The sequence below is a fragment of the Hanamia caeni genome (genome assembly GCF_003721595.1).
Taxonomy (GTDB): domain Bacteria; phylum Bacteroidota; class Bacteroidia; order Chitinophagales; family Chitinophagaceae; genus Ginsengibacter; species Ginsengibacter caeni.
Genome location: NZ_RJJR01000013.1, coordinates 23,590 through 49,927, shown reverse-complemented (window position 1 = coordinate 49,927; position 26,338 = coordinate 23,590). Strand labels below are relative to the sequence as shown.

Sequence of the window (26,338 nt, the reverse complement as noted above, 5' to 3'; positions counted from 1 at the left end):
TAATAATTTACGTATCATTGCCGGGCACCAAATTTTCAAGTATGAAGCTTAATAATGACTCAACAATCGGAAAAGATATAGGCTTACTTATTCTCCGCGTGGCTTTTGCCTTTGCCTTATTTTATGGGCATGGGTTTGGTAAATTGTCGGTAATTTTTGGCGGGCAGGAAATACATTTTATGGATCCGATTGGCATTGGCGCTAAATTATCTTTTTCTCTTGCAGCCTTTGCCGAAGGCATTTGCGCAATCTTTCTTTTGGTTGGCTTATTTTCACGATTCGCCTCTTTTATTTTAGCCATCAATTTTGTGGTTATTTTTTGGTTCCATGCGTTTGTCGCAAAAGACGGATTTAATGTATTGGAGCTGCGTTTATTGTATCTCTGTTGTTTTCTGGCATTACTTTTTACCGGGCCGGGCCGGATTTCGCTCGACCAGTTGTTATTCAGCAAAAGGAAGAGTATTTTTTATAAATAATCCGACTGCATTTTCTTCAACGCAGTAAACAAATAAATACACATATTTTTTGTTTTGCAGGTACACCGCCATTGGAGAAGGAATGGAATATTTTTTGTTTTGACTTTCAGCAATAGAACTGAAAATATTTTTATTGAGTTATTTAAACGATTCTCCTAAAAAGTATGGAACAAAAGGATTATTTAAAATTAATAGATAAGGCGGGCGGGCTTCTGCAGAAGAAAAAGGCGACTATCGCCGTGGCCGAAAGTGTAACATCAGGAAATCTACAAGCCGCCTTTTCGCTGGCTATGAATGCAACTACTTTTTTCCAGGGTGGCATTACCGCTTACAACATTGGTCAAAAATGCAGGCATCTGCTTGTTGAACCTATTCATGCACTGGCGGTAAATTGTGTTTCCGAAAAAGTTTCGATTGAAATGGCTAAGGAGGTATGCAATTTATTTAAATCAGATTATGGCATTGGAATTACGGGCTATGCCAGCCCGGTTCCAGAAAAAAATATTAAGCAATTATTCGCTCATGTTGCTATTGTAAAAGGAAATACACTGATTCAATCAAAGAAGATAATTTCCTCACATCAAAAACCGCCAGATACGCAGATGGACTTTACGCAAAAAGTCCTTCAAATATTAATTGAAGCGCTTCAGTCGCCAATAAATAAATCATAAAAATCTAAAAGTGAGAAGTACAAAGCAGCGATAGTATTAATGGTTCATGTTTGCGTTTTATCAATCCATTTCCCTGCTAATGGCGCCTGATAGTTTTTCATTTTTTGCAATAAGTCATCAATGTCATCGCTTACAATTACCATATCCAGGTTGATTTGCTTTAAAAAACCTTTCTGCACCATCAGATGAAAAAGAGACAATAAATCGTCAAAAAAACCATTCACGTTTAAAATAGCGACAGGCTTTTGGTGCAATCCCAACTGCGCCCAGGTAAGCATTTCAAAGAATTCTTCGAGCGTTCCAAATCCACCGGGAAGCGTAATGATGCCATCTGAAAGCTTATCCATTTTTGCCTTTCGCTGGTGCATGGTTTCAACACAAATTAATTCGGTAAGATGCTCATGAGCTATTTCTACGTTTTTTAAAAACCGCGGTAATACTCCGATAGCTTCGCCATGGTTTTCAATAACTCCATTTGCCAAAACACCCATCAATCCCACTTTGGCTCCTCCGTAAACCAAACCAATATTTTCTTTGGCTAACGTTTTTCCCAATTGATACGCCATTTCCTCAAATATGCTTTCGGAACCGGAACTGGAGCCGCAAAAAACGGTTATTCTTTTCATTTGATTTTCTATTTTTTGTCATTGCCAAATTCTATTGCTACCGCGAAAGTATTTTAAGCATTTTGAATTTTAAATAATCCGATTCTTAATCACTCAAAAAAGTAAACTTCAATATTTTTTCACACCAGCTTCAGCGGGATGGTAATAAGCTGACGTTTTGCAAATAGAAACTGTCAATATTTGTTGCTTTACTTTCCTGCGATCTGCTCCGGATGATTTAAAGCGAAATAACTTATGGCATGATTTTTATCCCATTTTTTGATAAAATTATACCCTAACAAAAAACATATATATGGACAGCATCAACAAAAACCAGGATGGAACTCATAAAGAAAATCTTTCAAACGCAGAAGCTGCTAAAAAAATCAAAGAGCTGGCAAATAAAAACACCTGCTTTTTTTGCACGAACCTTGCTACAGGCACAAAGTTAAATACACGGCCGATGTCAGTGCAAAAAGTCGATGATGAGGGGAATCTTTATTTTTTAAGTGCAAAGGATAGCCACAAAAACCGCGACATAGCAGTGAACCCTAAAGTGCAGTTGTTTTTCCAGGGCTCAGCACATTCAGACTTTTTAACTCTTTATGGAACCGCCACCATCTCGGACGATAAAGCTTTAATTAAAGAGCTTTGGGAACCACTTGCCAAAGCATGGTTTACTGAAGGCGAAAATGATCCCAGAATTTCCGTAATCAAAATTGCAAGCGACGGGGGATACTATTGGGATAATAAACATGGAAATGCAATTGCGTTGCTAAAAGTGGCTGCGGGCGCTCTTATAGGTAAAACAATGGATGATTCTATCGAGGGCGCTCTAAAAGTTTGAGATACCTTATTTAGGAAAGCTTTTGTCAGTTCAAAAAAGCGAGATTTTTATAATCTCTTTACCCTTAAATTTTTAAACCTAACCACATCACCGTGCCCCAGGAACCCGATATGGCCGCTTTTGCGAAGCAAACCCGGGTGTTCCTTATGGTCCAAAGTGCCATTCTTTGAAGCTTCTTTAATATCACCATCCAAAATCACATGGCCGTTTAAAATCACTTTTATTTTATTTCCGTTCGCTATAATTTCCTCTTTATTCCATTCGCCTGTAGGCAATAAAAATCCCCGCTTTGCAGGTATCACGCCATATACTGAGCCATGATATTGGTAAACATGAAGGTCTTTATATTTCGGAGCTTCATTGTCTAAAACCTGGATTTCCATACCCACATAGGCGGCATCGCCTTCCAGCGGTGCGCGAATGCCAATGCCGTTATTGGCCCCGGGACTCAACTGAAATTCAAACCGCAAAACGAAATTGTCAAATTCATCTTTCGTATAAAGATTACCTCCGCTGCCATCTTGCGGGTTCACTTCTATAGCACCGTCTTTTACCACATACCCTGATTTGTTCCCCGTCCATTGATCCAAATCAGTGCCATCAAACAAAGAAATAAATCCCTGCTTTTTTTCTTCCGGGGTTAAGGTATCAGGCGTATTTGTCGGCAACTCCCTCACAAAAATATTTCTATAGGCTACCTCTGTACCATGAGCCTGCAATTCTAATTGTTCTCTTGGAAAAAGAGGCATAGAACGATCCCAATAGTTTTCAAGCGGAACATTATCGGTAACTAATATACCGTTTAAATAAACCGTTACCCTGTCGCCTTTCATAATGATATGGAAACGATTCCATTCACCCACTTTATTATCAGCTACAGAAAGTGGTTTACTTTCATTTTTCTGATTGTTGTACAATCCTCCAGACCCAACCTGTGCGCCCACTTCTCTTCTACTCGTATCCCATATCTGCACTTGTGGCGTTCCTCTTAAATAAATGCCGGCATCTCCTTTGGGTTCTATTTTCCAATCTACATACATTTCGATATCGCCATATTGTTTGGTGGTTACCAGGTTGTTACCATGGCCGGTAAAAATTAAGAGACCGTCTTTCGCTATCCAATCGCCCTTCGTTTTTTCGTTGGCAGAATCTTCCGCAGCCTGTAGCTGTGCAGCAGTCATCTTTGACCTGGTAATCGGATTTCCAACAAGGGCCTTCCATCCATTAAGATTTTCCCCATTGAACAGATTTACAAAACCATAATCGTATGGCATTTTTACAAGATGCTGTTGCAAACGGTTTACAAGTATTGCACTGTCTTCTCCTTTAATCAGAGGCAAGGCTGTTTCCAGTGCTTCTCTTACCACGGGGCCTTTAATATTATCACCGTTCAATGCAAGGCGGGCCACAATTAAAGCGGCCTGGGAAGCAACATCCGGATCTTTTAAGGATTTACTTGCCAATATAAAACTGCTGAATCCTGGGATTTTCGATGTTTCCCATAGAATATCTTTTTTCTGTAACGGATTTACGGCCTTTGCGATTTCATCTTCTAAATTCAATAATTGTTGCACATCATTTGAAGCAATCTTCTTCGTTGGTCTTATCTCCGGAAGTTTTGGTAAAGAGGTATTTTGGCGATGAACAAGTACACTATCTGTCAATAACTTCAATTGCGATTGAATAAAAAGATTAGCGTATTCGGTCTTGGCGGAAGACGAATATTTCTTCAACAAAGCAATCAATGAATTTTTTTTCGACTCATCCAAAGCAGATGCATTCACATACGCATTAATCGCATAGCTTGCCTTCACCTTAAGAGAATCATCGTCAAGATATTTGATGGCTTTTTTCCAATCTTTCTTTTTCCATGTATCCATAACTTTTACCGCATCGCTGGCATTAGCCATCTGCTGAAAAGGAAAAAGTTCGATTGTTGACAATACGCCCTCGTTCTGTTTTTGCGCCTGCGAATAATAAGCAGTTGAAAGCAGAAAAGTTCCAATTAATAAAAAGGAAAAATATTTCTTCATACAAATAATTTTTGCAGTAATTTTTTTTAAAGATGCCATGGGCCGCGCATCGGCGGATTTATCAAATAATTAGCTTCGTTGTCATTAATGAATAATTGAGTCTCCGGATCAAAATGCAAAGTCCTTCCAAGCCGTAAGGCAATCTTTCCCAAATTAATTATTGAGCATGACCGGAAACCATTCATTTCGTTGAGCGCAAACGTTTTCCTGTATTTTACTGAGTCTAAAAAGTTAGTCACTTGTGGCTCGGGATCAGGCATCATAGCCAGCTTCTGGTCCAGGTTGGGAATGTCTGATTTAAAACCTTTGAATAATTTTCCTTTTGGCCCTGAGATGTACGCCGCATCAGGATCTTTAGCCTCTCCATCTAAAATAATTTTGCAACCATCATCGTACGTAAAAGTCAATTTTCGGAAAGTGCCGACTGCATCCCAGTTTTGTTGCTCCGCGTCCACTTCGATTAATACAGGGCTCGTATTGTCTTTGCCCAAAAAATATTGGACAGGATCGATATAATGTTGCCCCATATCGCCGAGGCCTCCTCCATCATAATCCCAGTATCCCCGGAAAGTCTGATGCACCCTGTGTGGATTGTATGGCTTGTAAGGAGCCGGACCGAGCCATCGGTCATAATCCAATTCCGGGGGCACCGGCATTTTTTCTAAATTTGTTTTGCCTACCCAATAAAACTTCCAGTCAAAGCCCGTGGTCTTGCTAATGGTTACGGTCAGCGGCCAACCCAGCAGGCCGGATTCCACCAACTTTTTTATAGGCCGCACGGTTGTACCCATCCCATAAAAAATATCTTCAAACCTGAACCAGGTGTTTAAGCGAAACATTCTTTTGTTTTGCTGCACTGCTTCAATCACTCGCTTGCCCTCTCCTATCGTCCTGGTCATTGGTTTCTCGCACCAGATATCTTTTCCTGCATTGGCGGCATCAATTGAAATAAGACCATGCCAGTGGGGCGGCGTTGCAATGTGCACAATATCCACTTCAGGCAAAGCAATAAGTTCGCGGTGATCATGAAATGTTTTCACGCCGCTACCGATCATTTTTGCCGCCTGGGCTAAGTGGTTTTTATCCACGTCGCAAATTGCTACGACACGCGTTCCGGCGTAAGGAATATGTCCACGACCCATGCCGCCTACGCCTACAATTCCCTTCGTCAATTGATCGCTTGGCGCTATAAACCCGCGGCCTAAAACGTGCCTGGGAACAATATAAATACCAGCAGCTACCGCAGCAGCATTTTTTATAAAACGGCGCCGACTGTTTTTTTCTGAAGATTTCATCCTATGTAATAGTTATTAGTTCAAGCTTAGTTATTCCTGTAAATATAATGAAAACGATTTGGCGAAAACAAGAGCGCCTTAATATTCAACATATCTTTCTTTCATTTGGCTGATGCAGGGAATGAACATCATTGAATAAAATCGGCTTGATGGCTGCTGATACATTGTCTTCTATCAAATAGGATACGTAAAATAAAAATCATAATTATTTTTTCGTTTACTGGTCTATGTGTTTTTCGCTTACCGGTTCCATCATCCAAATCGAAAATAATTTTAGTAAATTCGTTTATGCTTCTATAGAAACAGACCCGTAAACCCTGGCTGTAGAAGGCTTTAACAATATGGAAAACAAAAAGACTTTGGTATTGGGCGCTTCTTCAAATCCTTCGCGATACAGCTTTCTGGCGATTAATAAGCTTCGCAATGAGGGCCACGATGTAGTAGCTATTGGCAAACGCACCGGCACCGTAAAGGATATAGAAGTAATTAATCAACAGGTTCAGGTTGAAAATCTTGATACAGTGACCCTTTACCTGAATGCCAATAATCAAAAGCCATATTACGATTATATTCTCGCCCAGAAGCCAAAACGAATCATCTTTAATCCCGGCGCAGAAAATGATGAGTTGGAAAAACTCGCAAGGGAAAATAATATAGATACCCAACACGCATGCACGTTGGTTTTACTAAGCACCCGCCAGTATTAATACTTTTTCACTGAGTATTTTCACGCAACTTTCAGCATATCAATGATTTTTTCATAGTTAGTGTAATATTTTGGATGGATTACCGTTTTTATTGCATCCAGGATTTTAAAAATAAAAAACCCTAACTATGAAAATCATGTACAAATTGGCTGCTATATCTGTGCTCATGATGCTTTCATACTGCAGCTATTCACAACCAGCGCCAGGCAAGCATAATTACTTTTATAAATACGCATCGAGACTACAAACTCCCGACGAGGAACTCAGCAAAGCGTTTGCAGTTACTGAAGGAAGCAAAGTAAAATTAAATTTTGGCGGTTTCGCCTTCAACGGAATTGTAACCTCTTCCATAAAAAGATATGACAGCCTGCACACCGTGATTGTAAAATCCGCCGCGCTGGACAATACGATCCTTGCTATTTCCAGAAGAATTAACAGCGATAAATCCATCATCTATGTAGGCAGATTGATTAATAACAATTCTGCCGACGGATACCAATTAAAAAAAGAAGATAATGGCGCTTATGCCATGCATAAAATTCAAACTGATGCACTGATAGAAGATTTTTAAAACCCTATATCCGTTGCCCTAACAACGGTAAAATAAAAAAATCCCTTACCATGAAAAAGTTTCTACCTCTAACCCTTATCCCAATTTTTCTAATTTCTTTCAAAACCTATTCATTGCCCAAGCTCAGCAGTTTTCCTTCGGCCAAAGCCACCATCTATTTCGATTTTGATGGCCAAACTGTGACCGGCACTTCGTGGAACGGAGGGGCTACATTTTATTGCCAGCCGGCAGTGTTAACTGATGACCAAATCACCAATATTTTTAACCGTATTTCTGAAGACTATCGCCCTTTCAATATTAATATTACTACCGATTCTTCAGTGTTTTTGGCGGCTCCGCTGGCGCAAAGAATCAGAATTATTGTGACGCCAAGCAGCGATTGGTATGCCGGAAATGTCGGTGGCGTTTCTTTCACAGGCTCGTTTGTTTGGGGAGATGACACGCCCGGATTTGTTTTCACTAATAAACTTGGAAATGTTCCTAAATTAATTGCAGAATGCTGTACACACGAAAGCGGCCATACAGTGGGCCTTTCTCACCAGGCCAAGTACAGTGATAACTGCAACCTTGTTTCCACTTATAATGAGGGAACCGGGCTGGGCGAAACAAGCTGGGCGCCGGTAATGGGAAACAGCTATTACCGTAATTTATCCGGATGGAATAACGGCCCAACACCTTATGGCTGCACCTCAGACCAGGACAATCTTTCAATCATTACTTCCCGAAACGGATTCACTTACCGGCAAGATGATCATGGTAATAATCCAGCCGATAATCCGACGATATTATCCGTAAAGAATACTGAATTTTCATCTGATGGAATTATTACTACAAATACAGACAAAGATGCTTTCAAAATAAATCTACCAAAAAATGGCCTTGTAAAAATAGAGGCAAGTCCTTATGCAGTAGGCCCAAATAATGAAGGCGCAGATCTGGATATAGAACTAACATTGCTTAACAGCGATATGAATGTAGTACAGGTGTATAGCCCGCAAGAAAAACTTGACGTATCAGTTGATACTACATTGATGGCCGGTGATTACTTCATTGTGGTAAATGGATCCGGCAATGCCAATACGAGCAATTATGGAAGCCTTGGTTCCTACAGGTTAGCAGGCACCTATTCGCCGCTGAGCGTCACGCCTATTAGCCAGGTATTGCTTTCTGGCGAAGTTCAAAAAGATAAGCATGAATTAAAATGGAGCATCATTGCAGACGAGCCAATAAAATCTTTGACGCTTGAAAGTTCTTCTGATGGTGCAATCTTTAACACGCTTACTAATTTATCCAACACAGAAAAGAGTTTCAGCTATGAACCATTATTGAATGAAAATATTTTTTACAGGCTTAAAGTGATTTCAGTAACAGGCCAGGAAAGCTATTCCAATATTGTGCCTTTAAAAAGAACAGAAGCAAAAGGAAGCTTGATAAACATAACATCAACCGTTACTTCTGATATCACCATCAATGCCTCGCAAAATTATCAATACCAGCTTGCAGACATGGGCGGACGCATCATAAAGACTGGAAAAGGCGAAGCCGGTGTTTCAAATATCCATATTAAAAATTCTCCCAACGGAATTTATATCCTTCAAATCATTTGTAATTCCCGGAAAACAACACAACGAGTTTTAAAACTGTAAGGTAGATTCATGTGTAAGTTAGGGGGCAGCGTTAGGGGCTGTCCCCTTTTGTTTTTATAGAAAAAAAATTCTAAAAATTTATCAGTTTACTATAAATAGTGAATCAACATTTATAAAATATCGGTACTTTTAATAAACCTTATTTTATGCTATGGAGAAAATTTAACGGAGAATCAATCGAACTTCCCATCAAAACTGCTGTTGAAAAAGCTATCCAAAAAGAAACTGAAGCTGGCCACAGACTAAAAGTCTGCATTGGCACCGACAGCCAGGTAAGAAGTAAAGAAACCGAATTTGCCACAGTAATTGTTTTCCTTCGCGAAGGCCGCGGAGGCTTTATGTTTATTCATAATGAAAAAACAGAACAGAAGTACAGCATCAAAGAACGCATGCTGGTAGAAGTGGCCAAAAGCATTGAAATCGCTTATGAACTATGCGATCTGTTTACCACTTATGATGTGGATATGGAAGTGCATGCCGACATCAATACCAACCCCCATTTCAGGAGCAATGAAGCTTTACGCGAAGCAATGGGATACATCCTGGGAATGGGTTTTGCTTTCAAAGCCAAGCCGGAAGCCTTTGCCAGCAGTTGCTGCGCAGATAAGATGGTGAATTAGGCGGAAAGCTGAAGGCAAAAGGCTCAATGCTTAGCGCGATGAAAATGTTTAATTACAGCGATGAAGAATTTATTGATTATTCTTTTTGTATTCATCTGTTTTTCTCTCCTCATATTGTTTAATAAATACAGAGATGCGCAAACAGCCTTTCTTATCCGCTTTGCCTGGTTTGCAATTTCTATGGGAAGCTTTTTCTATTTTTTCAGCTATCGCTTTAGCCTGGCCGTAAACATTTTTATGGCTGCCATTTCTGTTGGTGGCCTTTCTTATTTTGGAGACAATTTGAAAAAAATGATAGACAAATAACTACCGTGGATTTACTTAATCCTTAAAAATTAAACAGCCATCGCCATAACTTAAAAACCTGAAATCGTGGCTCAGCGCATATTCATAAATTTTTTTCCAGTTTTCTCCAATCAAAGCCGAAACCAGCAAGAGCAAGGTTGATTTAGGCTGGTGAAAATTGGTGATGATACACCGCATAATTTTGAATTCGTATCCCGGAGCTATTATTATTTGAGTCTGAATAAGAAGCCTTTCTGTTTTTTTAATAATTAAATAATTCAATAAAGAAGTTAATGATTCTTTGGCAGACAATTTCATTTTTAATAATTCACCCTCATACACTTCCCATTGATTGATTTTCAATTTTTCAAATTCGATTTCAGGATTCAGGAAAGTCTTGAGGCCCATCCAGTAGAGGCTTTCAACCGTTCTTACTGAGGTGGTTCCCACGCAAACAATATCGTTCGGAATATGTTGAATTAATTGCTCAATAAATTTTGCAGACACGTCAATCCATTCGGCATGCATTTCGTGGCCTTCCATTTTATCTGCTTTCACCGGTTTAAAAGTGCCTGCGCCTACATGCAGCGTCACAAATCCGGTTCCAATTTTTTTACTTTTTAATGAAGAAAATATTTCTTCGGTAAAGTGCAAACCTGCCGTGGGTGCAGCTACAGAACCCTCATAATGCGAATAGATGGTTTGATATTTTTCCGAGTCGCTTTCTTCTACCTTTCTTTTTATGTAAGGCGGAAGCGGCGTTTGGCCTGCATGTTCCATGATTTCGGCAAAAGAATAACCGCCCGGATTCCACGATAACTGCACCACATAAGCATCGCTTAATTTTTCAATAAGCAAAGCCTTTAATGTGATTTCATTTTCTCCAATAAAAAACTTTTTCAAAAGAAATTTTTCTTTCAATTTTCCCGCCCCACCAATCATACATTTCCAGTTTGTTGATTTTTTTTGCTGCAGCACTACGGCGTAATCACTAATTTTTTCATGCGGCTCGAGGCAAAAAATTTCTATCACACCACCTGTTGGCTTTTGAAAAAGAATTCGCGCTTTTATTACCTTGGTATCATTAAAAACAAGAAAAGAATTTCGGGGCAGATATTCAGCTACATTTCTATAAATGTCTTCCGAAATTTTTTCATTTTTATAAATGAGTAATTTGGATTGGTCTCGTTGGGCTAAAGGATAGATTGCAATTTTTTCTTCAGGAAGGTGGTAATTAAAATCTTCTATTGTCAAATCTTTTGGATGCATGGTGCAAAGGAAACAAAAAAATTATTTTAAAATGAGCTTCACATTTGAATGAACAAAATCCGCTTCCCATTTATTTCTGGCGGTGTAATTTTTTTTTGCAAAATAAAAACCACGATAATTTGTCTACCTGCCGGTAGCAGGTTGATTTACTGTGTTGAAAATGTTAACGGTTTAATTTTTTATGATTCTTTTCCATAAATTTTAAATTGCATCTGTGTTGCTGTGTGTTGTAATTCATCCTAAATAGAAATTTTATGAAAACAATGGTGCTTTCGGCTTATTTAAAACTTGCCTGCATTATCATTATCCTGATTGGCGGAGGCTACCTGGTGATTATTGGCGAAGAGATTTTACTGCCATTATCCTTCGCTTTTTTGATTTCGCTGCTGTTATTGCCCGTTTGCAATTTTATGGAAAACAAGCTGAGGTTTTCCAGGTCGATAGCATCGATAGTAGCGGTGGTACTTCTGCTGATAGCGGTTTGTTTAATATTTTATGCGCTCGGTTCGCAAATCGCTGATTTGGGAAAAGAATGGCCGCTGTTAAAGCTTCAGGTTACGCAATTATTTAATGATGCGCAAGCCTGGCTTTCACGTACGTTTCATGTAAACGTGGAACAACAAACGGAATACCTGCACAAAAGCACACAGACGGTTTTAGACTCAGGAGGGACTATCCTTGAAAAAACTGTTTTGTCGATTTCTTCCATTCTTCTTATGTTGGTTTTTGTCATTATCTATACGTTGTTTATTTTAATTTACCGCAATCGCTGGATGGTATTTTTAGTGGCCGCTTTTACTGAAAAGCATAAAGCATTGATTTATGATATTTCGGAACATATAAAAAATATAATCCGGAAATATATCACAGGTTTATTTTTTGAGCTGGCGATTCTTGTTGGGATTAGCAGCCTTGTCTTCTGGATTTTGGGAATTAAATATGTGTTTCTGTTAGGGCTTATCGTAGGATTTTTTAATCTTATTCCTTATGTGGGGATTTTTACTGCGCTTGCAATAAGCACCATCATCACGTTTGCAACCGTTGATGCTACACATGCGTTGTATGTTGCCATTGCGGTGGTTTGCATTCATTTAATCGATAGTAATTTGCTTATGCCAAAAATTGTTGGCTCACAGGTAAAAATTAATCCATTGATGGTAGTGTTGGGCGTGGTAGCGGGCGAATTAATGTGGGGCATTCCGGGAATGTTTTTATCAATTCCTTACCTCGCCATTGCCAAAGTTATTTTCGACAGGATCAAAAATCTTCAATCACTCGGAATATTATTAGGCGATGAAGAAGTAAAGCCTCAAAGCCTACAGGAAAAAAAGAATGAGTCGACTTCGGTAGCCAATGGCAATAAAGACAACAAGCAGGCTTGAGGCCTGCCTGTTGTGTAAAAGGTTAGTTTAAATTCATATCCTGTTTTTCTTAATCTCATCCACTACTCCGGGGTCTAACAGGGTGGTGATATCTCCAAGATTTTCTAATTCGCCTTCGGCAATTTTGCGAAGAATGCGGCGCATTATTTTTCCGCTTCTTGTTTTAGGAAGGCCATCTACATATTGGATTTTATCAGGCTTGGCAATCGGCCCAATCACTCTTGCCACGGTTTCTAAAATATCCTGCTTGGAGCGTTCGTCTTCAGGATGTTTTTTCTCGGTGATTACAAACGCATAAACTCCCTGACCTTTAATACTATGAGGATAGCCAACTACTGCACTTTCAACCACACCCGCGTGCAGGTTGATAGCGTTTTCAATCTCTGCTGTGCCAATGCGGTGGCCACTCACATTAAGTACATCGTCTACTCTTCCTGTAATGCGGTAATTGCCCTTTTCATCTTTTAGAGCGCCATCACCGCTAAAATAAAAACCAGGGTAAGCTGAAAAATAATTTTTCCGGAAACGTTCGTGATCGCCATACGTGGTACGCAATATGCCCGGCCATGGCGCTTTCATGCAGAGATTTCCTTTTATCAATCCGTTCTCATCTTTCTCCGTTGCTTCTTTCCCATTTTCATCCATCAAAACCGGCTGCACGCCTGGTAAAGGCAGCGTAGCCCAACTTGGAATGGCGGGTGTAACTCCTGCAATGGTAGAGATTAAAATTCCACCCGTTTCTGTTTGCCACCATGTATCAACAATCGGGCATTTCTTTTTCCCGATATTATCATAATACCAATTCCACGCTTCTTCGTTGATAGGCTCGCCTACACTTCCCAGCACTTTCAGGGAAGATAAATCTTTTCCCTGCAGAGGCTCCAGGCCAAAGCTCATCAGGCTGCGGATGGCTGTGGGCGCAGTATATAAAATATTTACTTTGTATTTATCTACGATGTCCCAAAATCTTCCTGCATCCGGCCATGTGGGTATTCCTTCAAACATAAGGCTGGTAGCGCCTGCGGCAAGCGGTCCGTAAACGATGTAACTGTGGCCGGTAATCCAGCCAATATCGGCCGTGCAGAAATAGACGTCGTCCGGTTTGTATTGAAACGTATTTACAAAAGTGTACGTGGTCCAAATCATATAGCCTGCGTTCGTATGTACCACTCCCTTGGGCTTGCCTGTAGAGCCCGATGTATATAAAATGAAAAGAGGATCTTCTGCATCCATTTCTTCAGCGGGAAAACTTACTTCGTTGTTTTTTTCAATCTGGAACAATGCATGGTCCATTTCATCTTCCCACCATACATCCCTGCCTTTTATCATAGAAACCGGCCGTCTTGTCCTCGTATACACTATCACTTTTTTAATTGTTTTATTTCCTATCAGCGCATCGTCAATCACGCTTTTTAAAGGGATATCTTTCGTCCCGCGATAAGCGCCATCACAGGTGATGATGAATTCTGCTTTGGAATCGTCAATCCTGTCAGCGATGCTTTGGGCCGAAAAGCCGCCAAAAATTACATTATGTATCGCACCAATTCGCGCGCAGCCCAGCACCGCATAAGCCAGCTCGGGCACCATTCCCATGTAAATACAAACCCGGTCGCCTTTTTTTACTCCGTTGTTAATGAGCATTTGGGCTACCTGGCAAACTCTTTTGTGCAATCTTGTGTAAGTAACAATCCTGGTCCTTTCTTCCGGATTATTTGGCTCCCAGATTATTGCTGGTTTTTCGCCCATGGTTTTCAAATGGCGGTCAATGCAATTCTCCGTCACATTTAGCTTAGCGCCTTTAAACCACTCGATTTTTGGTTCCGTAAAATTCCAGTCCAACACCTTATCCCATTTCTTTTTCCACAAAAAATTTTCGGCCACTTCTGCCCAAAATTCTTCAGGATTTTCTATACTCTTTTTGTAGGCTTGTTCATATTCTTCCTGTGTTTTAATCTGATAAGGATATTCCATAATTGAAAAGTTTATTGGTTAATACGTTATGTTTTTGACCAGGTTGGTGGTGATTTAGAAAATAATTTCTATCGCGAAATTAAAAATCTTATTATTTATTGCTTCACTATAATTTATCAGTCATTTCTCATTCAATTGTTTTTCCATCTCTTCTCTTTTTACCACTTCGGGAATGGCCGGCACCATTGCTTTATACACTGCATCCTGTATAGCGCCTCTTATGTTATACTTGTACAAATTATCACTTCTTACAGGATTCACGCGGTTGCTTAAAAGTACATAAACAAGATCATATTTTGGGTCTACCCAAATGCAAGTGCCTGTATATCCTGTGTGTCCAAAGGTTAAGGGCGATGCAAACCTTGATGGATAAGGATGAGGGTCTGTTGTGGTATAATTATCTTTCTGTGGTTTGTCAAAAGCAATTCCGCGGCGGCTGATGCTTGAATTGTAAGCCGTAAATAAATTAAGTGTTGATGATTTAATATATTGTTTGCCTTTAAATTTTCCGCCGTCTAAAAACATCTGCAGAATAGCGCCTATATCTTCCGCATTGCTGAAAAGCCCTGCGTGGCCTGCATCTCCGCCAAACATTGCGCTCCCTTCATCGTGCACGTCTGCGTGGAGATGTTGCAGTCGAAAATAATTGTCGATTTCTGTGGGTGCCACAAGATTGGTATCAAACCTGTTCCGCGGATTAAAACCAATAGAATGAAGACCCATGGGTTTGTAAAAATATTTGTCTGCATACTTATCAATGCGAAGTCCGGAAAGCGCTTTCACCACATCGGCCATCAAAATAAAATCATTGTCGCTGTACACGTATTTATTAGGCGGAAGCAATTTGCTGTCAACAATACTTTGATTCATTATTTTATCATAGCCGGTTTTTAAATATAAATTCTGTGCAACCCTTACGCTGAAAGCTGCTGAAGAATCAGGCTGAAAATATTTCGGCAAAGGCCTTCCTGTTTCAGGATCAACCGTCTTTTTATAGAAAACCACATCCGCTACGAGGCGCGCCTGGTGCAGCAAAATATCTTCTATATTTAAATTGGCTTTATCACTTTTTCGTACCCATGGTAGATACGTACCGAGGGTTTTATCCAGCCTTAATTTTCCTTCATCATACAGCTTCATCACGCCGAGCGTAGTGGCGCAAATTTTTGTAACTGAAGCCATATCATAGATTGAATTCAGGTTTACAGGCTGCGGTGTATCATAATTATAAGTGCCATATGCTTTTTCAAAAACAATTTTTCCATTCCGCGCAATCAAGACCACGCAACCGGGATATGCCTTTTGCGTAATTCCGAGATTGGCAATAGAATCAATGTCGTGGCTCATTTGCAGGCCGTTAATTCCTTGTGCGTCGGGCGTTGAAACTGGCAATACCCGTTTCGGCAGAATGCCGCTTCCGAATTTATAATCAGCACAAACTGTAACAGGCAAAGTGCCCCTCGCAAATATTTTTCCTTCCAGTATATCGGCAGCTACAGATTGGGTAATAGAATCATCTTCGTAGCACGCTACCAGATTGTCTGAGTTGCAAAAATGTTTGAGCGCATAAGGGTTTCCGAAATCAAATAAGATGGTTTTGTACCCCGCACTGTCGGCTTTTTGTAATTGATTAATAAAATCAAATGCATAATCCGTGATGCCAAAATTATTTTTTGGGTACCGGTTGTAGTTGTGAACACTTATCACTACTGTATTGTATTTGCTTTTGATAAGATTCACCAACGTAGGAATGCGCCCTGCTTCTTCCTTATAATTAAAATAAAACCCATCGGCTAATAAATCATTTTCAATACGCGAAGCGAAGGTATTGGCGCTGTCGATGCCGATGCCTACGAATGCTATTTTTTTATTTTCAGTGGTAAGCGGCAAAAATCGTTTATCCTTATTTTTCAAAATAGTGATTGCGTTTTCAGCAACCAGTTTTTTCATTTCATCAATTCCCTTGTTTAAGTCTTCCGTAAGATTATCTATATTGATTGGCTCAGGATGCGCCATTCCATATTCATATTTATACAAAAGCACCTTCTTGCATTTTTCATAAATATCATTCCAGCTAAGCACATTGCTGTCAATCGCCTGTTTGATTTTTGCAATTGCAGAATCTACATTTTCCGGCATGTCCAGGATATCATTGCCGGCAACGATCGACTGCACGGCTATTTGTCCGCCCGGAAAATATTTAGCCACGCCCTTCATTCCAAGTGCATCGGTAAAAGTTAAACCATCATAATGAAGTTGATCGCGCAATAAGCCGGTCACATTTTTCTCCGACAAAGAGGTGGCCGTGTTAGGCGTTGAATCAATCGCAGGCACATACAAATGTGCAGTCATCACACTGGGAATGCCAGCTTTGAAAATTTGTTTGAAAGGATACAATTCAAGAGAATTCAACTGCGCCATCGATTTGTTGATGATCGGAAGATCCAAATGGGAATCTACAGAAACGTCGCCATGACCCGGAAAATGCTTGGCACATGAAAGAATCCCTTCAGCCTGCATTCCTTTCATGTATTCAATTCCATAGCGGGACACCTTAAATTTATTTTCTCCGAAGGAACGATCGTTAATAACAGGGTTTTCAGGATTATTGTTGATATCAACCACCGGGGCAAAATTTACGTGTATGCCCATCCGTTTGCATTGCCGGCCTACCAGTTTTCCATATTGATAAATCAAAGCGGAATCATTCATTGCCCCAAGCATCATCTGGTGGTTCAAAGGCGTCACGCTGTCCAACCTCATGCCCAGGCCCCATTCAGCATCAATGCATACCATCAAAGGCGTCTGGGCAATACTTTGAAAATAGTTGATAAAATCCGCCTGCTTCACCGGTGTTCCCTGGAAAAGTACAATGCCTCCAATGTTATATTTTTTTATCGCCGCTGTGATGGCTGAATCATAATAAACAGGGCCATCTTTTGTAAAACTACTTTCGCGCAGTATGATCAATTGAGCAATTCGTTGTTCGTCGGTTAACGAATTAAAAACACTGTCTGTCCAATGCCTTGAAGCATCAGTAACAGATTGTGAAAAAGCTATCAATTTTATACAGGCAACGAGTGAAAAAGTGACCAGGAATTTTTTCATCAGAATAAATACGATTTTAAGAAGAGCACACAAGTTAAAGAATAAAGTTTTTCTCTGGAAAATTTAGCCGTCTTTTAAAATAAATACCATTAAATGCAATTAGTAAATCAGCAAATAATTCATTTTTATTTTTTGCCTGCGTCCGGAGTGGTATCAAAACGGCAGCCTAAAAAATTGGTGTTGGCACAATTCGATGCAAAATCTGCCGTTATCAAAATCAATTAATCTTTAAAGCTATGAAACCCACCAAACCTTCTGAAATCAAAGCGCTGCAAATTCTGTATACTGCCCTTCTTGTTGGGCAAGTATTATTCCTTATAATAACTTCCGTAATTATTTTATCCGGAAATTTTTCAACTGATTTTTCCCTTGGTAAATATTTAATTCAAATAATCATTGTGTGCGTTGTAATTGGGCTTGCAGGCTACTTTGCAGGAGCTTCGATATTTCGCAAAAAGCTGGAGCAACTCAACAATTCTCCCAAATCCCTTATGGAAAAGTTTAATGATTACCGGGGTGTAAGCATCACCCGTTGGGCGCTTTCTGAATTTGCCACCTTATTTTCAATCATAATGGTATTTGTTACAGGGGCGGCTGAGTTGTTGGTAGTTGCTATTTTTTTAATTGGTCTTTTTTTAACCATCAGGCCTTCATTGAGCAAAGCTGCCTCCGACTTGCATGTTAGCGAAATGGAGATTGAACAGATGGATTCAAAAAGTACAAGCTGAGCATGTTTTAATCTAACTGGGATACTACCACCAGCAAAATAGCAATCACTGCCATTATCAATCCAAAAATATTTTTCGAAGAAAGTTTTTCTTTAAAATAAACAGCTCCCACCACGGTGCCAAGGAGTATTACGCCAAAATTCATAGTGGCAAATACTGTAGTAGGATTTTCTGAAAAATACTGGTGAGCTTTCAGGTAAAAATAAATGTTTAAAAAATTGAACAGGCCAAGCAATAGTCCATAGAAGAAAGTGCTTCGCGTGATTTCAATTTTATTTTTAATCATAGAAAATAGCGTAATAACCGCCGCTACAACAAAACTTCCACAGAAAATATAAAAGAGCGCAGTGGTATAAGGGATGGATTTTTGCAAAGCCACCATTTTAAAAAGGACGTCGATGATGCCGTATCCCAAAAATACCAGCAGCAAAAAAACGGCGTTCTTCTCGCGTGAAGTCTGCGCTTTATTTAAAATGAAAAACATAGCAATAAAGCCAATCACAATTCCCAGCCAGCGCAATATCGGTATCGTTTCATTAAAAATCCAGTAGGAGCAGGCTATCGGAATCACCAAGGAAATGCGCTGTGCGATGTCAGTTTTGATAATACCCGAATAACGAATGGAAAGGCTGAGTAAAATAAAGATGAGCGGCAGCAAAATGGAAAGAGAAAGATGGTATAGATTGAAGGGGATAGCGCGCAGTTCGATTTCCGGCCGGAAAAAAATCCACGAGGCGGCAATTGCGCACAAATAATTCACTGCAATTAGAAAAATATTTATAGTAGTTCTGGCTTTGATTAGCTTGAATAATATTCCAACCGAAACACTGAACAAAATGCTGATAAATAAATAAACCATCTTTTAGTCCGCGATTCAATAGCAGGCGCGGTGAGGCTAAAATAAACTTTTCAGCGTTTTTACCTAAAACAAATTTTTGATAAAGGCTGCAAATTGTGTTGCTCTATCGCTGGCGTATCTTTTCTGCCCGGCATCCACAAAAAAGAAAATGCCGTTATTTGCCGGTTTACTGTTAGCTTATTTTTTAAGATCAGCGGCAATAAGCTCTTTGTCGCTAACAGGAGTTATCGCCAAAAGATTGCTGTTTTCATCTTCAGTTGCATGCCAGTATTGCCCGTTGAAATAATAAAATCCGTGGTTACGAACAATATATCCTTCCTCCACCTTCACCCAATGCGGCCACGCTTTGATGATGCGATTGGTTTTAGGGCTTAATAAAACTGTTTTGGAAACACGAACTCTGCTAATTTTTAATGTATCCTGGCTTTTGGCATGTAAAGAAAAAAAGAGTGGGATGATGACCGAAATCATCACTGATTTGAGTGCTTTCATGGCGCTTATTTATTTTTCTATGGTTTGGATATTTGTTCTATTTCCCAATATCATGCCATACTGGCCACAAAAAATGGCGCACAAACAATTTAGTTGCCTGTTGAGATGCAATTTTTCTTCTTTGGCCTGAAATTATTTCTGCCAATTTGGTTTCATTTTCAGGTTTATCCGGACAATAGACAAATCATCCTTTAGAAACAACAATTCAAACATTTGAGAAAAAACCAGCGTAAGTGTTTTTCTATTTTAGCGATATAAAATTTGTCGCATCCGTTGAGGAAATACCGCAAACTCAATGAATCTAAAATTTAAATTTAAAACTCAGATATGAAAAATTGTTACACTTTTATACTGTCATTTATGGTATTCGCAGCTTTTCAAAAAGTAAGCGCACAGGCGATCAGGCTGGATGATAATCATAATCTTTCGGGCATACCCTTAAATGGCAAACTCATTTTAACCAGCGAAGCAGATAGCACTTTTTGGATAAGCGACGGCTCGCCGAATGGTACGAAGCAACTTTCCTCCATAAAATCGGGCAATAATGGTTACGCCATTTTGAAAAACAAAATCTATTTCGCCGGGATGAACGCTGCCAACGGATGTGAGCTTTGGAGCACGGATGGAACTGCATCGGGCACTGTACTAGTGAGCGATATCCGAGGCGGAGCTGACAGCTCAATGCCGGATGATTTTGTAGTGTACCAGGATAAATTATTATTTACTGCCTTCACACCGGGTATCGGCCGGGAGCTTTATATGTATCCGGGAACAGGGAGCGCACAAGCGATGACCGATCTGACAGCAGGTGCGGGAAGCAGTTTTGATTCACCAATTTATTATGTATTAAACAATACCTTATTTTTCGATGCGATGAATGTTTCAGGCAAGGCGTTATATAGTTTTAACGGCCTTAATGTGCAGAAGGTTTTTGATTTTCCTGCGGGCTACAATCTGGCCAGCTACAATGCCATTGGCAATGTGCTTTTTATTTTTATGACCAACGGCTCAAACGGCTTAAGGATTTACAAAACAACGGGGGGAAGCAACGCCACCTTGGTTCAGGCGTTCAGCGGAATTTTTTCGGGTATGTTTTCGTCTCAGTCGATTTTTTGGAATGATAAAATTTATTTTACAGTTGCGGCTCTTGGTTTAGATTATGAATTATGGGTAACTAATGGCAATATTACCCAGATGGTGAAAGATATCAACCCGGGCGGCGAAGGTTCTAACCCATTGCTGATAAATAGTGTGGTATTGAACAATAAATTGGTATTTGCTGCCACTACTACGGATTCAGGTATGGAACTCTGGACTACCGATGGCACTGAAAAAGGCACTGTGATGCTGAAGGATATTAACGTTGCAAATGAAGAAGGATCTGATCCCTTTCTCCTGCCTGTTACAAGATCATTCACAGATTTTTCTTCATCACTTGACAATGCTGGTTTTTATAACCGCACTGCCAATTATAACGGTTTTATTTTCTTTACTGCTAATAATGGCACTAATGGAACTGAGCTTTACAAAACCGATGGAACCGCGGCAGGAACTACACTCATTAAGGATATTAATCCGGGCGAAGGCGATGGCGCAAGTGCGGGATATTTATATACTAAATCAGGATTTCTTTTTTCAGGAAATGATGGCATGGCAGGCTTTGAGCCGTGGATCAGCGATGGCAGCAGTGCTGGCACCAGGGCAATTACAGATATCAATCTTTCCGGTGACGGTAATCCTGAATTCTATTTCGTTTGGAATGGCGATGTTTATCTAAGCGCCGATGACGGTAATGGTGGTGAGGATGGGCTTTTTGATTTCTTCAGATTGCAGGGGCCATATAGCCCGCTGCCTGCAACGCTCGGAGCATTTAATGCTACCGTAGAGCATCAATCGGTAAAGCTTAGTTGGAATACATTTTCAGAGATTAACACTAAAACATTCGAAATACAGCGTAGTGCAGATGGGCAACAATTTTCTGCAATAGGATCCGTAACAGCGGCTGGCAATTCTTCGTCCGAATTACGATATGATTTTATTGATCCGGCTGCATTTGATCAAAATTCATTTGTATTGCACTACCGTTTGAATACGATCGATAAAGATGAGCGACATGTTTTATCCAAAATTGTAAAAGTTGCTATAAGGAATCCTGAAATGAAACTGTCTATCCACCCAAATCCCGCACATGATATATTGAGGATTTCGCTCCCCCTTAAAAATAATGCTAATTTGCAGGTTTGCGATTTGAATGGCCGTACTTTGCTTACAAAAAAGACTGAAGCAAGCCCCAATAAAACTGTACAGATTAATATTTCAAACCTTGCAGCAGGAATCTATATTTTAAGAACAGAAACTGAAGGTAAAATTTCTACTATAAAATTTGTAAAAGAATAATTTCAAATTCAAAAGATTTAGAGACTAAAATTTGCGCAATATTTTTCTTTAGCAATCTTTTTGAAAGACTACTCCGGAAAGCATAGTAAAGCAATAAATATTTAAGATGTTTATTTTCTCCTGATACCTGGTGGTTATCGTTTTAAACTCATTCGTGTAATTTACGGGGATTTAAATTGACCGGACTCTTTTGAAAAAGAGTCAAAAAAAACTCCGGTCAATTTGAAAAATACTTTTCGTAAATGAAGGATTGTCCCTTCACCAATGCAAGTTCGGCTTCCTGATAATTAAATGGCTGATGGATGTTAAGCGAATGAAAGGCGGCTGAATAAAGAGAAAGAAACCGTGCATCTGAAATTAGAAATATTTTTTCATAAGGTTTATGTTTTATATCGTTCAATTCAGTACCGATGACTAATCCGCTGAGGAAATGAAAGTTTTCTTCTTCTGAAATGTCGTTAAATAATCTTTTAGTTCTCACATGAAAAATCGCATTTAAAAAATTATTTTCTGCACCTTCCTGCACGCCTTTTTCAAACCAAAGTTGATTATTTGCTGAAAATCTATCCGAAGTTTTTACTGATTTTGATAATATGCTTTTGGATACAAGCAACTCAAAAAGTTCACCGGTCATATAAGTTTTGATACCGGTAATTAGCCCGTTTTTAATAATTACATGCTTGCAATGCGTTCCGGGTAAAATGACTAATTGCTCATTACCGGTTTTCTCTAAATCGCTTCCAATTACTAACGATTCTTCGCCCCGCATTGCATCGTTGGAAGATTTTACGCCGGATACAAGCGCCATTGGATGTTTAAAATCAGCCGACTGGCCGTCGATGTGAACCAACAAATCACTGCCATCCATTTTAACCGGAAGCATCTTATATTCAAGTTCCATCATCCCTAATGAAGAGCTCGCCATGCCCGAGATAATGAGTGGAATCCCCGTTAATAACATATCGCTCTCCGCTGCCAGCTTTTCAATACCTTTTGCAATAATTGCCTGGTAAAATGGATATCTTTCCGAGTTACCTTTTTGCATCAATTCATAAGTGCGAGCTATCCCCTCATCAGATGAAATTCCGGCTAAAATGGTAAGCGACGGATATTCAACCAGGCGCAACCTGAAAGCAGAAGTACCCCAATCACAACTAATGAAATTAGCCATTGTAAAAATTTTTGTTCAGGTAAGAATGTCTTAAGCAGGCTACCTGCCATTATTATCAGTTTTTACTCTTTCCACTTTGCCCACCAGGAATACGTAGCTCATTGCACCCAAAATTCCCATCACACCAATTAAAATAATTGCCGGAGTAAAATTGCTGTCTGTTACAATATAACCAATTACAGCGGGCACGATAATTCCGGCAAGGCCGCCAAAAAAATTAAATACACCACCCGTCAGGCCGATTAAATGTTCAGGCGCCAACGTAGAAACAAACACCCAGGTAATTGACGCAAACCCATTTCCAAAAAAGGCGATGCACATAAATAAAATTATCAACCCCGGGCTACTTACATAATTAGCGCCGATAATGCTTATAGTGAGCAGCAGGCCGACGATGATGGGCGTTTTTCGTGCTACACTCATGGATACTCCTTTCTTAATCATATAATCCGATAAAAAACCTGCCAGTAAAATGCCTGCAAAGGCAGAAAGAAAAGGAATAGATGCGAGAAAGCCGGATTGAATAAAATCGATATGCCTGTATTTAACCAGGTAAGTAGGAAACCACGTCAGGAAAAACCAAAGAGCAGACCCAACAGCAAACTGGCCAAGATAAATACCCCATAATTTTCTATGGCTAAAAACTTCTTTCAGATCCTTCCATCGGAATTTATTCATTTCTTTTTTCTGCATCCTGTTTTCCAGATCAATCAGCGCTCCTCCCTCGCGGAGATAATCCAGTTCCGCCTGGTTCACTCTTGATGACGCTGACGGATCGCGGTAAAAAATATACCAGGCGATGCCCCATAACACGCCCACGATTCCCGTGGTAATAAAAAGGCCCTGCCAGCCGGCATAATATTCCAGTGCAATAAGTGAAGGCGTTAAAAAAGCGAGCCCGATAAATTGACCTGAAGTATACACGCCAATTGCAGATGCTCTTTCTTTATCAGGAAACCAACTGGTCACTATCCGGTTATTTGCCGGATAGGAAGGCGCTTCAAATACGCCCACAGCCATTCTTAAACCAAATAATGAAACGAAGCCCCGTGCGAATCCCTGCGCTATGGTGACTACAGACCACAGAATCAGGCTGAATGTGTAAATAATTCTTGGCCCATAACGGTCAGTAAGAATGCCTCCGGGAATTTGCAATAATGCGTAGGTCCACCCGAATGCAGAAAAAATGTAACCAAGTTCTATAGTGGATAAATGAAATTCGTCAGCAATCATCGGCGCAGCCACCGAGATATTGCTCCGGTCCATATAATTAATTACCACATTTATGAATATCGCAGCCAGGACTGAGAATCTTACACGTGTCGGCTTTTGCGATTGTATTTTCATCATAATTGTGAACCGATAAATCTAAACCAGGCAAGGATAAAAATAATTCCGGAGAAACTGATTTATTTATCAGATAAAAAAACACTTCCTGCCCGTTAAGCCGGCTTTAATAATTAATTTTCATTTTCTTATAAATAAAACTTATCAGCCACATAGGGCCTATTAGCAAAAACTGCATGTCTTTAAAAAAAGAAGGCTTTTTGCCTTCCACCTTATGCCCATAAAACTGGCCAATCCATGCCAGTACAAAAATAATTAGGCAGATCAACCACAAAGGAACAGGAACATACATTTCAATAAAATGGCAAATTACCAGGCAAATCACACCAAATAATAACATCCCTATCCCAAGCGCCACTGAAAGCCGCAGGTAATATAAAAAAATCAAAAAGAGGGCGACGAAGGCAACATTAAGCGTATGCGCGTCGATTCTGACCGGCAGTTTGATGCTAAATAACAATCCAACGATAGAAAAAAAAATTGCCGGCACACATATCCGGTGAATTGATTTATTAGTTTCGTTTTGATGGCTGGCGCCATATTCTTCCAACCATTGATTGACGGTTTTCATCACAAAAAGTTTTATATACAAATAATTGAAAGGCTATACAAAAATAATTTTTTTTGCAAACCGGCCGCGATTGTTTTGGCCCAATCAAAAGCCTTTGCATAATGCCGTTGTTTACATTCTGCGCTGAATGAAGTATCTTTGCGTTCCAATATTTTTTATTATGGAGTCTTCAAAAAATATTTTATCGCTGGCGCTGGGCCAGCCTGTAGAACATGACGAGTTAGAATTAGTGCAACAAAATTCTCAAAATATTCCCGGCTCAGTTAAATATATTATTAACCGGTATCGGAAAATGCCGGAATTCGAATTTGAAGAGACTGGTATGTTGATTTATAATTATCACAAAGATGATCATGAATCAAGAAACCTGGAGTTAGTTTTTTGCATGGAAGGAAACAGGTATTGCAAGGTAAAAGATACGGAGTGCAGTTTTTGCAAGCATTCACAATCTCATTTGTGTAATGAGCTTGTAGATACCGTGGATGTAGGATATTTCCGTTTCAATGCTGACCATCTTTGCCAGTTTGTAAAAGGGATGAGGACAAGCAACTTTTCAGAAAATGTGTTGAATTTCAGGCATACCACCTCATTTACCAGGACTCTCCCGCTTTGTAGCAAAACAAGAACGGTGTTGGAAGATTTGATGAACCACCGGTACTCTGATAGCTTTGAAAACATTTTTGTAAATGCCCAAACACAGATGCTCCTTCTATATAGCATCGAATGTATGTGTGGCGAAGAAGAGGAGAGTATAGGTTGCAAATTTTTGACAAATGAAGCAGACCGGGAAAAAATTTCCCTTGCCCGCAAAATTTTACTCGAACATATAAATGAGCCCCTTACCATTAAGGAATTAAGCCGCAAGGCAGCTATTAATGAATGCTATCTAAAAAAGGGTTTCAAAGAAATGTATGGCACTACCATTTTTGATTTCTTCCAAAGCCAGCGGATGGAACACGCCAAATATCTTTTGTATGAAAAAGGCCTGACTGTAACAGAAGTTTCAGATTCTCTGGGTTATTCTTCCATTTCCCATTTCTCCACCGCATTTAAAAAGCATACCGGCATTAAGCCATGTGAATTGCTTTTCAGGTGATAGCAAAATAAAAAATTAAGTTATTTTCTGGTTCACTGCATTTTTAAAAAAAGAACGCTGTCAAATTAAATGTTGAAGGCGAAGTAAAACTTCGCCTTCTTTGTTGCCTGTTGCAAAGGTATTATGCATTAATTTTAATTCTTCAATACCTAAAATGGTGTTTTTCAGATTGCAACGGCTACACCTTATAA

General features: G+C 39.6%; 23 protein-coding genes. 12 read left to right on the top strand and 11 right to left on the bottom strand.

The features are described from left to right. The first annotated feature begins 41 nt into the window (after window positions 1-41). Window positions 42-476 (top strand): DoxX family protein, encoded by a 435-nt coding sequence (locus tag EFY79_RS15060; RefSeq protein WP_123121556.1) that lies wholly within the window; start codon window positions 42-44, stop codon window positions 474-476. Window positions 477-640: 164 nt separating this feature from the next. After that, window positions 641-1,147, top strand: a complete 507-nt coding sequence (locus EFY79_RS15055; protein WP_123121555.1) for a CinA family protein — start codon at window positions 641-643, stop codon at window positions 1,145-1,147. Window positions 1,148-1,191: 44 nt separating this feature from the next. Here the strand turns inward: EFY79_RS15055 and EFY79_RS15050 are convergent, their stop codons facing one another. Continuing rightward, window positions 1,192-1,773 (bottom strand): LOG family protein, encoded by a 582-nt coding sequence (locus EFY79_RS15050; RefSeq protein WP_123121554.1) that lies wholly within the window; start codon window positions 1,771-1,773, stop codon window positions 1,192-1,194. A gap of 292 nt (window positions 1,774-2,065) precedes the next feature. On the opposite strand from EFY79_RS15050, the gene EFY79_RS15045 reads away from it, so the two are divergent. After that, window positions 2,066-2,599 (top strand): pyridoxamine 5'-phosphate oxidase family protein, encoded by a 534-nt coding sequence (locus EFY79_RS15045; protein ID WP_123121553.1) that lies wholly within the window; start codon window positions 2,066-2,068, stop codon window positions 2,597-2,599. Window positions 2,600-2,646: 47 nt separating this feature from the next. Here EFY79_RS15045 and EFY79_RS15040 read toward each other — a convergent pair whose 3' ends face one another. Both EFY79_RS15040 and EFY79_RS15035 read right to left on the bottom strand, forming a co-directional pair. Beyond that, window positions 2,647-4,632, bottom strand: coding sequence for a 3-keto-disaccharide hydrolase (locus EFY79_RS15040; protein ID WP_233578026.1), 1,986 nt, complete (start codon window positions 4,630-4,632; stop codon window positions 2,647-2,649). Window positions 4,633-4,658: 26 nt separating this feature from the next. Continuing rightward, window positions 4,659-5,927 (bottom strand): Gfo/Idh/MocA family oxidoreductase, encoded by a 1,269-nt coding sequence (locus EFY79_RS15035; protein WP_123121551.1) that lies wholly within the window; start codon window positions 5,925-5,927, stop codon window positions 4,659-4,661. 341 nt (window positions 5,928-6,268) lie between these two features. On the opposite strand from EFY79_RS15035, the gene EFY79_RS15030 reads away from it, so the two are divergent. From EFY79_RS15030 to EFY79_RS15010, 5 genes are all read left to right on the top strand, one after another. Next, window positions 6,269-6,634 carry a CoA-binding protein gene (locus EFY79_RS15030; protein ID WP_123121550.1) on the top strand — a complete coding sequence of 122 codons (366 nt, stop codon included), beginning with the start codon at window positions 6,269-6,271 and terminating at the stop codon, window positions 6,632-6,634. A gap of 127 nt (window positions 6,635-6,761) precedes the next feature. Then, the gene (locus tag EFY79_RS15025; protein ID WP_123121549.1) at window positions 6,762-7,205 is read left to right on the top strand and encodes a hypothetical protein; all 444 of its coding nucleotides are present in this window, start codon (window positions 6,762-6,764) and stop codon (window positions 7,203-7,205) included. Between the two features lie 50 nt (window positions 7,206-7,255). Next, on the top strand, window positions 7,256-8,851 hold the full coding sequence (locus EFY79_RS15020) for a zinc-dependent metalloprotease (RefSeq protein WP_123121548.1): 1,596 nt from the start codon (window positions 7,256-7,258) through the stop codon (window positions 8,849-8,851). 146 nt (window positions 8,852-8,997) lie between these two features. Then, window positions 8,998-9,471: a ribonuclease H-like YkuK family protein gene (locus EFY79_RS15015; protein WP_123121547.1), complete on the top strand. Its 474-nt coding sequence runs from the start codon at window positions 8,998-9,000 to the stop codon at window positions 9,469-9,471. Between the two features lie 60 nt (window positions 9,472-9,531). Next, a complete protein-coding gene (locus EFY79_RS15010) occupies window positions 9,532-9,777 on the top strand; it encodes a hypothetical protein (RefSeq protein ID WP_123121546.1) in 246 nt (81 codons plus the stop codon). 15 nt (window positions 9,778-9,792) lie between these two features. Here the strand turns inward: EFY79_RS15010 and EFY79_RS15005 are convergent, their stop codons facing one another. Beyond that, window positions 9,793-11,025: an S-adenosylmethionine:tRNA ribosyltransferase-isomerase gene (locus EFY79_RS15005; RefSeq protein ID WP_123121545.1), complete on the bottom strand. Its 1,233-nt coding sequence runs from the start codon at window positions 11,023-11,025 to the stop codon at window positions 9,793-9,795. Between the two features lie 254 nt (window positions 11,026-11,279). On the opposite strand from EFY79_RS15005, the gene EFY79_RS15000 reads away from it, so the two are divergent. Further along, window positions 11,280-12,407, top strand: coding sequence for an AI-2E family transporter (locus EFY79_RS15000; RefSeq protein WP_123121544.1), 1,128 nt, complete (start codon window positions 11,280-11,282; stop codon window positions 12,405-12,407). A 33-nt stretch (window positions 12,408-12,440) separates the two neighbouring features. On the opposite strand, the gene acs is transcribed toward EFY79_RS15000, so the two are convergent. Then, a complete protein-coding gene (gene acs, locus EFY79_RS14995; protein WP_123121543.1) occupies window positions 12,441-14,378 on the bottom strand; it encodes an acetate--CoA ligase in 1,938 nt (645 codons plus the stop codon). Window positions 14,379-14,498: 120 nt separating this feature from the next. Further along, window positions 14,499-17,486 carry a glycoside hydrolase family 3 N-terminal domain-containing protein gene (locus EFY79_RS14990; protein ID WP_123121542.1) on the bottom strand — a complete coding sequence of 996 codons (2,988 nt, stop codon included), beginning with the start codon at window positions 17,484-17,486 and terminating at the stop codon, window positions 14,499-14,501. Window positions 17,487-17,722: 236 nt separating this feature from the next. Here EFY79_RS14990 and EFY79_RS14985 point away from each other — a divergent pair, with 236 nt between their 5' ends. Then, a complete protein-coding gene (locus EFY79_RS14985; protein ID WP_123121541.1) occupies window positions 17,723-18,214 on the top strand; it encodes a hypothetical protein in 492 nt (163 codons plus the stop codon). A gap of 7 nt (window positions 18,215-18,221) precedes the next feature. Here EFY79_RS14985 and EFY79_RS14980 read toward each other — a convergent pair whose 3' ends face one another. Together EFY79_RS14980 and EFY79_RS14975 are read right to left on the bottom strand one after the other, a co-directional pair. Beyond that, entirely contained in the window at window positions 18,222-19,073 is an 852-nt protein-coding gene (locus tag EFY79_RS14980; protein WP_123121540.1) for an EamA family transporter, read from the bottom strand. A gap of 177 nt (window positions 19,074-19,250) precedes the next feature. After that, window positions 19,251-19,565 (bottom strand): hypothetical protein, encoded by a 315-nt coding sequence (locus tag EFY79_RS14975; RefSeq protein ID WP_123121539.1) that lies wholly within the window; start codon window positions 19,563-19,565, stop codon window positions 19,251-19,253. A 327-nt stretch (window positions 19,566-19,892) separates the two neighbouring features. Here EFY79_RS14975 and EFY79_RS14970 point away from each other — a divergent pair, with 327 nt between their 5' ends. Beyond that, complete coding sequence (locus EFY79_RS14970; RefSeq protein ID WP_123121538.1) at window positions 19,893-21,962, top strand: T9SS type A sorting domain-containing protein; 2,070 nt, start codon at window positions 19,893-19,895, stop codon at window positions 21,960-21,962. 217 nt (window positions 21,963-22,179) lie between these two features. Here EFY79_RS14970 and EFY79_RS14965 read toward each other — a convergent pair whose 3' ends face one another. The 3 genes from EFY79_RS14965 to EFY79_RS14955 all read right to left on the bottom strand — a co-directional run bounded on the left by EFY79_RS14965 (window position 22,180) and on the right by EFY79_RS14955 (window position 25,051). Further along, window positions 22,180-23,133, bottom strand: a complete 954-nt coding sequence (locus tag EFY79_RS14965; protein WP_123121537.1) for a 2-dehydro-3-deoxygalactonokinase — start codon at window positions 23,131-23,133, stop codon at window positions 22,180-22,182. A gap of 39 nt (window positions 23,134-23,172) precedes the next feature. Further along, window positions 23,173-24,483, bottom strand: a complete 1,311-nt coding sequence (locus EFY79_RS14960; RefSeq protein ID WP_199727552.1) for an MFS transporter — start codon at window positions 24,481-24,483, stop codon at window positions 23,173-23,175. 103 nt (window positions 24,484-24,586) lie between these two features. Continuing rightward, window positions 24,587-25,051, bottom strand: a complete 465-nt coding sequence (locus tag EFY79_RS14955; protein ID WP_123121696.1) for an Mpo1 family 2-hydroxy fatty acid dioxygenase — start codon at window positions 25,049-25,051, stop codon at window positions 24,587-24,589. A 160-nt stretch (window positions 25,052-25,211) separates the two neighbouring features. On the opposite strand from EFY79_RS14955, the gene EFY79_RS14950 reads away from it, so the two are divergent. Next, complete coding sequence (locus EFY79_RS14950) at window positions 25,212-26,147, top strand: helix-turn-helix domain-containing protein (protein WP_123121536.1); 936 nt, start codon at window positions 25,212-25,214, stop codon at window positions 26,145-26,147. The last annotated feature ends 191 nt before the right edge of the window (window positions 26,148-26,338 follow it).

Bases quoted from the DNA above. Each gene is read 5' to 3' on its own strand.
- EFY79_RS15000 (WP_123121544.1), top strand. From the start codon at position 11,280: ATGAAAACAATGGTGCTTTCGGCTTATTTAAAACTTGCCTGCATTATC.
- EFY79_RS14980 (WP_123121540.1), bottom strand. From the start codon at position 19,073: ATGGTTTATTTATTTATCAGCATTTTGTTCAGTGTTTCGGTTGGAATA.
- EFY79_RS15010 (WP_123121546.1), top strand. From the start codon at position 9,532: ATGAAGAATTTATTGATTATTCTTTTTGTATTCATCTGTTTTTCTCTC.
- EFY79_RS14975 (WP_123121539.1), bottom strand. From the start codon at position 19,565: ATGAAAGCACTCAAATCAGTGATGATTTCGGTCATCATCCCACTCTTT.
- EFY79_RS14950 (WP_123121536.1), top strand. From the start codon at position 25,212: ATGGAGTCTTCAAAAAATATTTTATCGCTGGCGCTGGGCCAGCCTGTA.
- EFY79_RS15050 (WP_123121554.1), bottom strand. From the start codon at position 1,773: ATGAAAAGAATAACCGTTTTTTGCGGCTCCAGTTCCGGTTCCGAAAGC.
- EFY79_RS15040 (WP_233578026.1), bottom strand. From the start codon at position 4,632: ATGAAGAAATATTTTTCCTTTTTATTAATTGGAACTTTTCTGCTTTCA.
- EFY79_RS15005 (WP_123121545.1), bottom strand. From the start codon at position 11,025: ATGCATCCAAAAGATTTGACAATAGAAGATTTTAATTACCACCTTCCT.
- EFY79_RS14965 (WP_123121537.1), bottom strand. From the start codon at position 23,133: ATGGCTAATTTCATTAGTTGTGATTGGGGTACTTCTGCTTTCAGGTTG.
- EFY79_RS15020 (WP_123121548.1), top strand. From the start codon at position 7,256: ATGAAAAAGTTTCTACCTCTAACCCTTATCCCAATTTTTCTAATTTCT.
- EFY79_RS14985 (WP_123121541.1), top strand. From the start codon at position 17,723: ATGAAACCCACCAAACCTTCTGAAATCAAAGCGCTGCAAATTCTGTAT.
- EFY79_RS14990 (WP_123121542.1), bottom strand. From the start codon at position 17,486: ATGAAAAAATTCCTGGTCACTTTTTCACTCGTTGCCTGTATAAAATTG.
- EFY79_RS15015 (WP_123121547.1), top strand. From the start codon at position 8,998: ATGCTATGGAGAAAATTTAACGGAGAATCAATCGAACTTCCCATCAAA.
- EFY79_RS15060 (WP_123121556.1), top strand. From the start codon at position 42: ATGAAGCTTAATAATGACTCAACAATCGGAAAAGATATAGGCTTACTT.
- EFY79_RS15035 (WP_123121551.1), bottom strand. From the start codon at position 5,927: ATGAAATCTTCAGAAAAAAACAGTCGGCGCCGTTTTATAAAAAATGCT.
- EFY79_RS15045 (WP_123121553.1), top strand. From the start codon at position 2,066: ATGGACAGCATCAACAAAAACCAGGATGGAACTCATAAAGAAAATCTT.
- EFY79_RS14955 (WP_123121696.1), bottom strand. From the start codon at position 25,051: ATGAAAACCGTCAATCAATGGTTGGAAGAATATGGCGCCAGCCATCAA.
- EFY79_RS14970 (WP_123121538.1), top strand. From the start codon at position 19,893: ATGAAAAATTGTTACACTTTTATACTGTCATTTATGGTATTCGCAGCT.
- acs (WP_123121543.1), bottom strand. From the start codon at position 14,378: ATGGAATATCCTTATCAGATTAAAACACAGGAAGAATATGAACAAGCC.
- EFY79_RS15025 (WP_123121549.1), top strand. From the start codon at position 6,762: ATGAAAATCATGTACAAATTGGCTGCTATATCTGTGCTCATGATGCTT.
- EFY79_RS15055 (WP_123121555.1), top strand. From the start codon at position 641: ATGGAACAAAAGGATTATTTAAAATTAATAGATAAGGCGGGCGGGCTT.
- EFY79_RS15030 (WP_123121550.1), top strand. From the start codon at position 6,269: ATGGAAAACAAAAAGACTTTGGTATTGGGCGCTTCTTCAAATCCTTCG.
- EFY79_RS14960 (WP_199727552.1), bottom strand. From the start codon at position 24,483: ATGATGAAAATACAATCGCAAAAGCCGACACGTGTAAGATTCTCAGTC.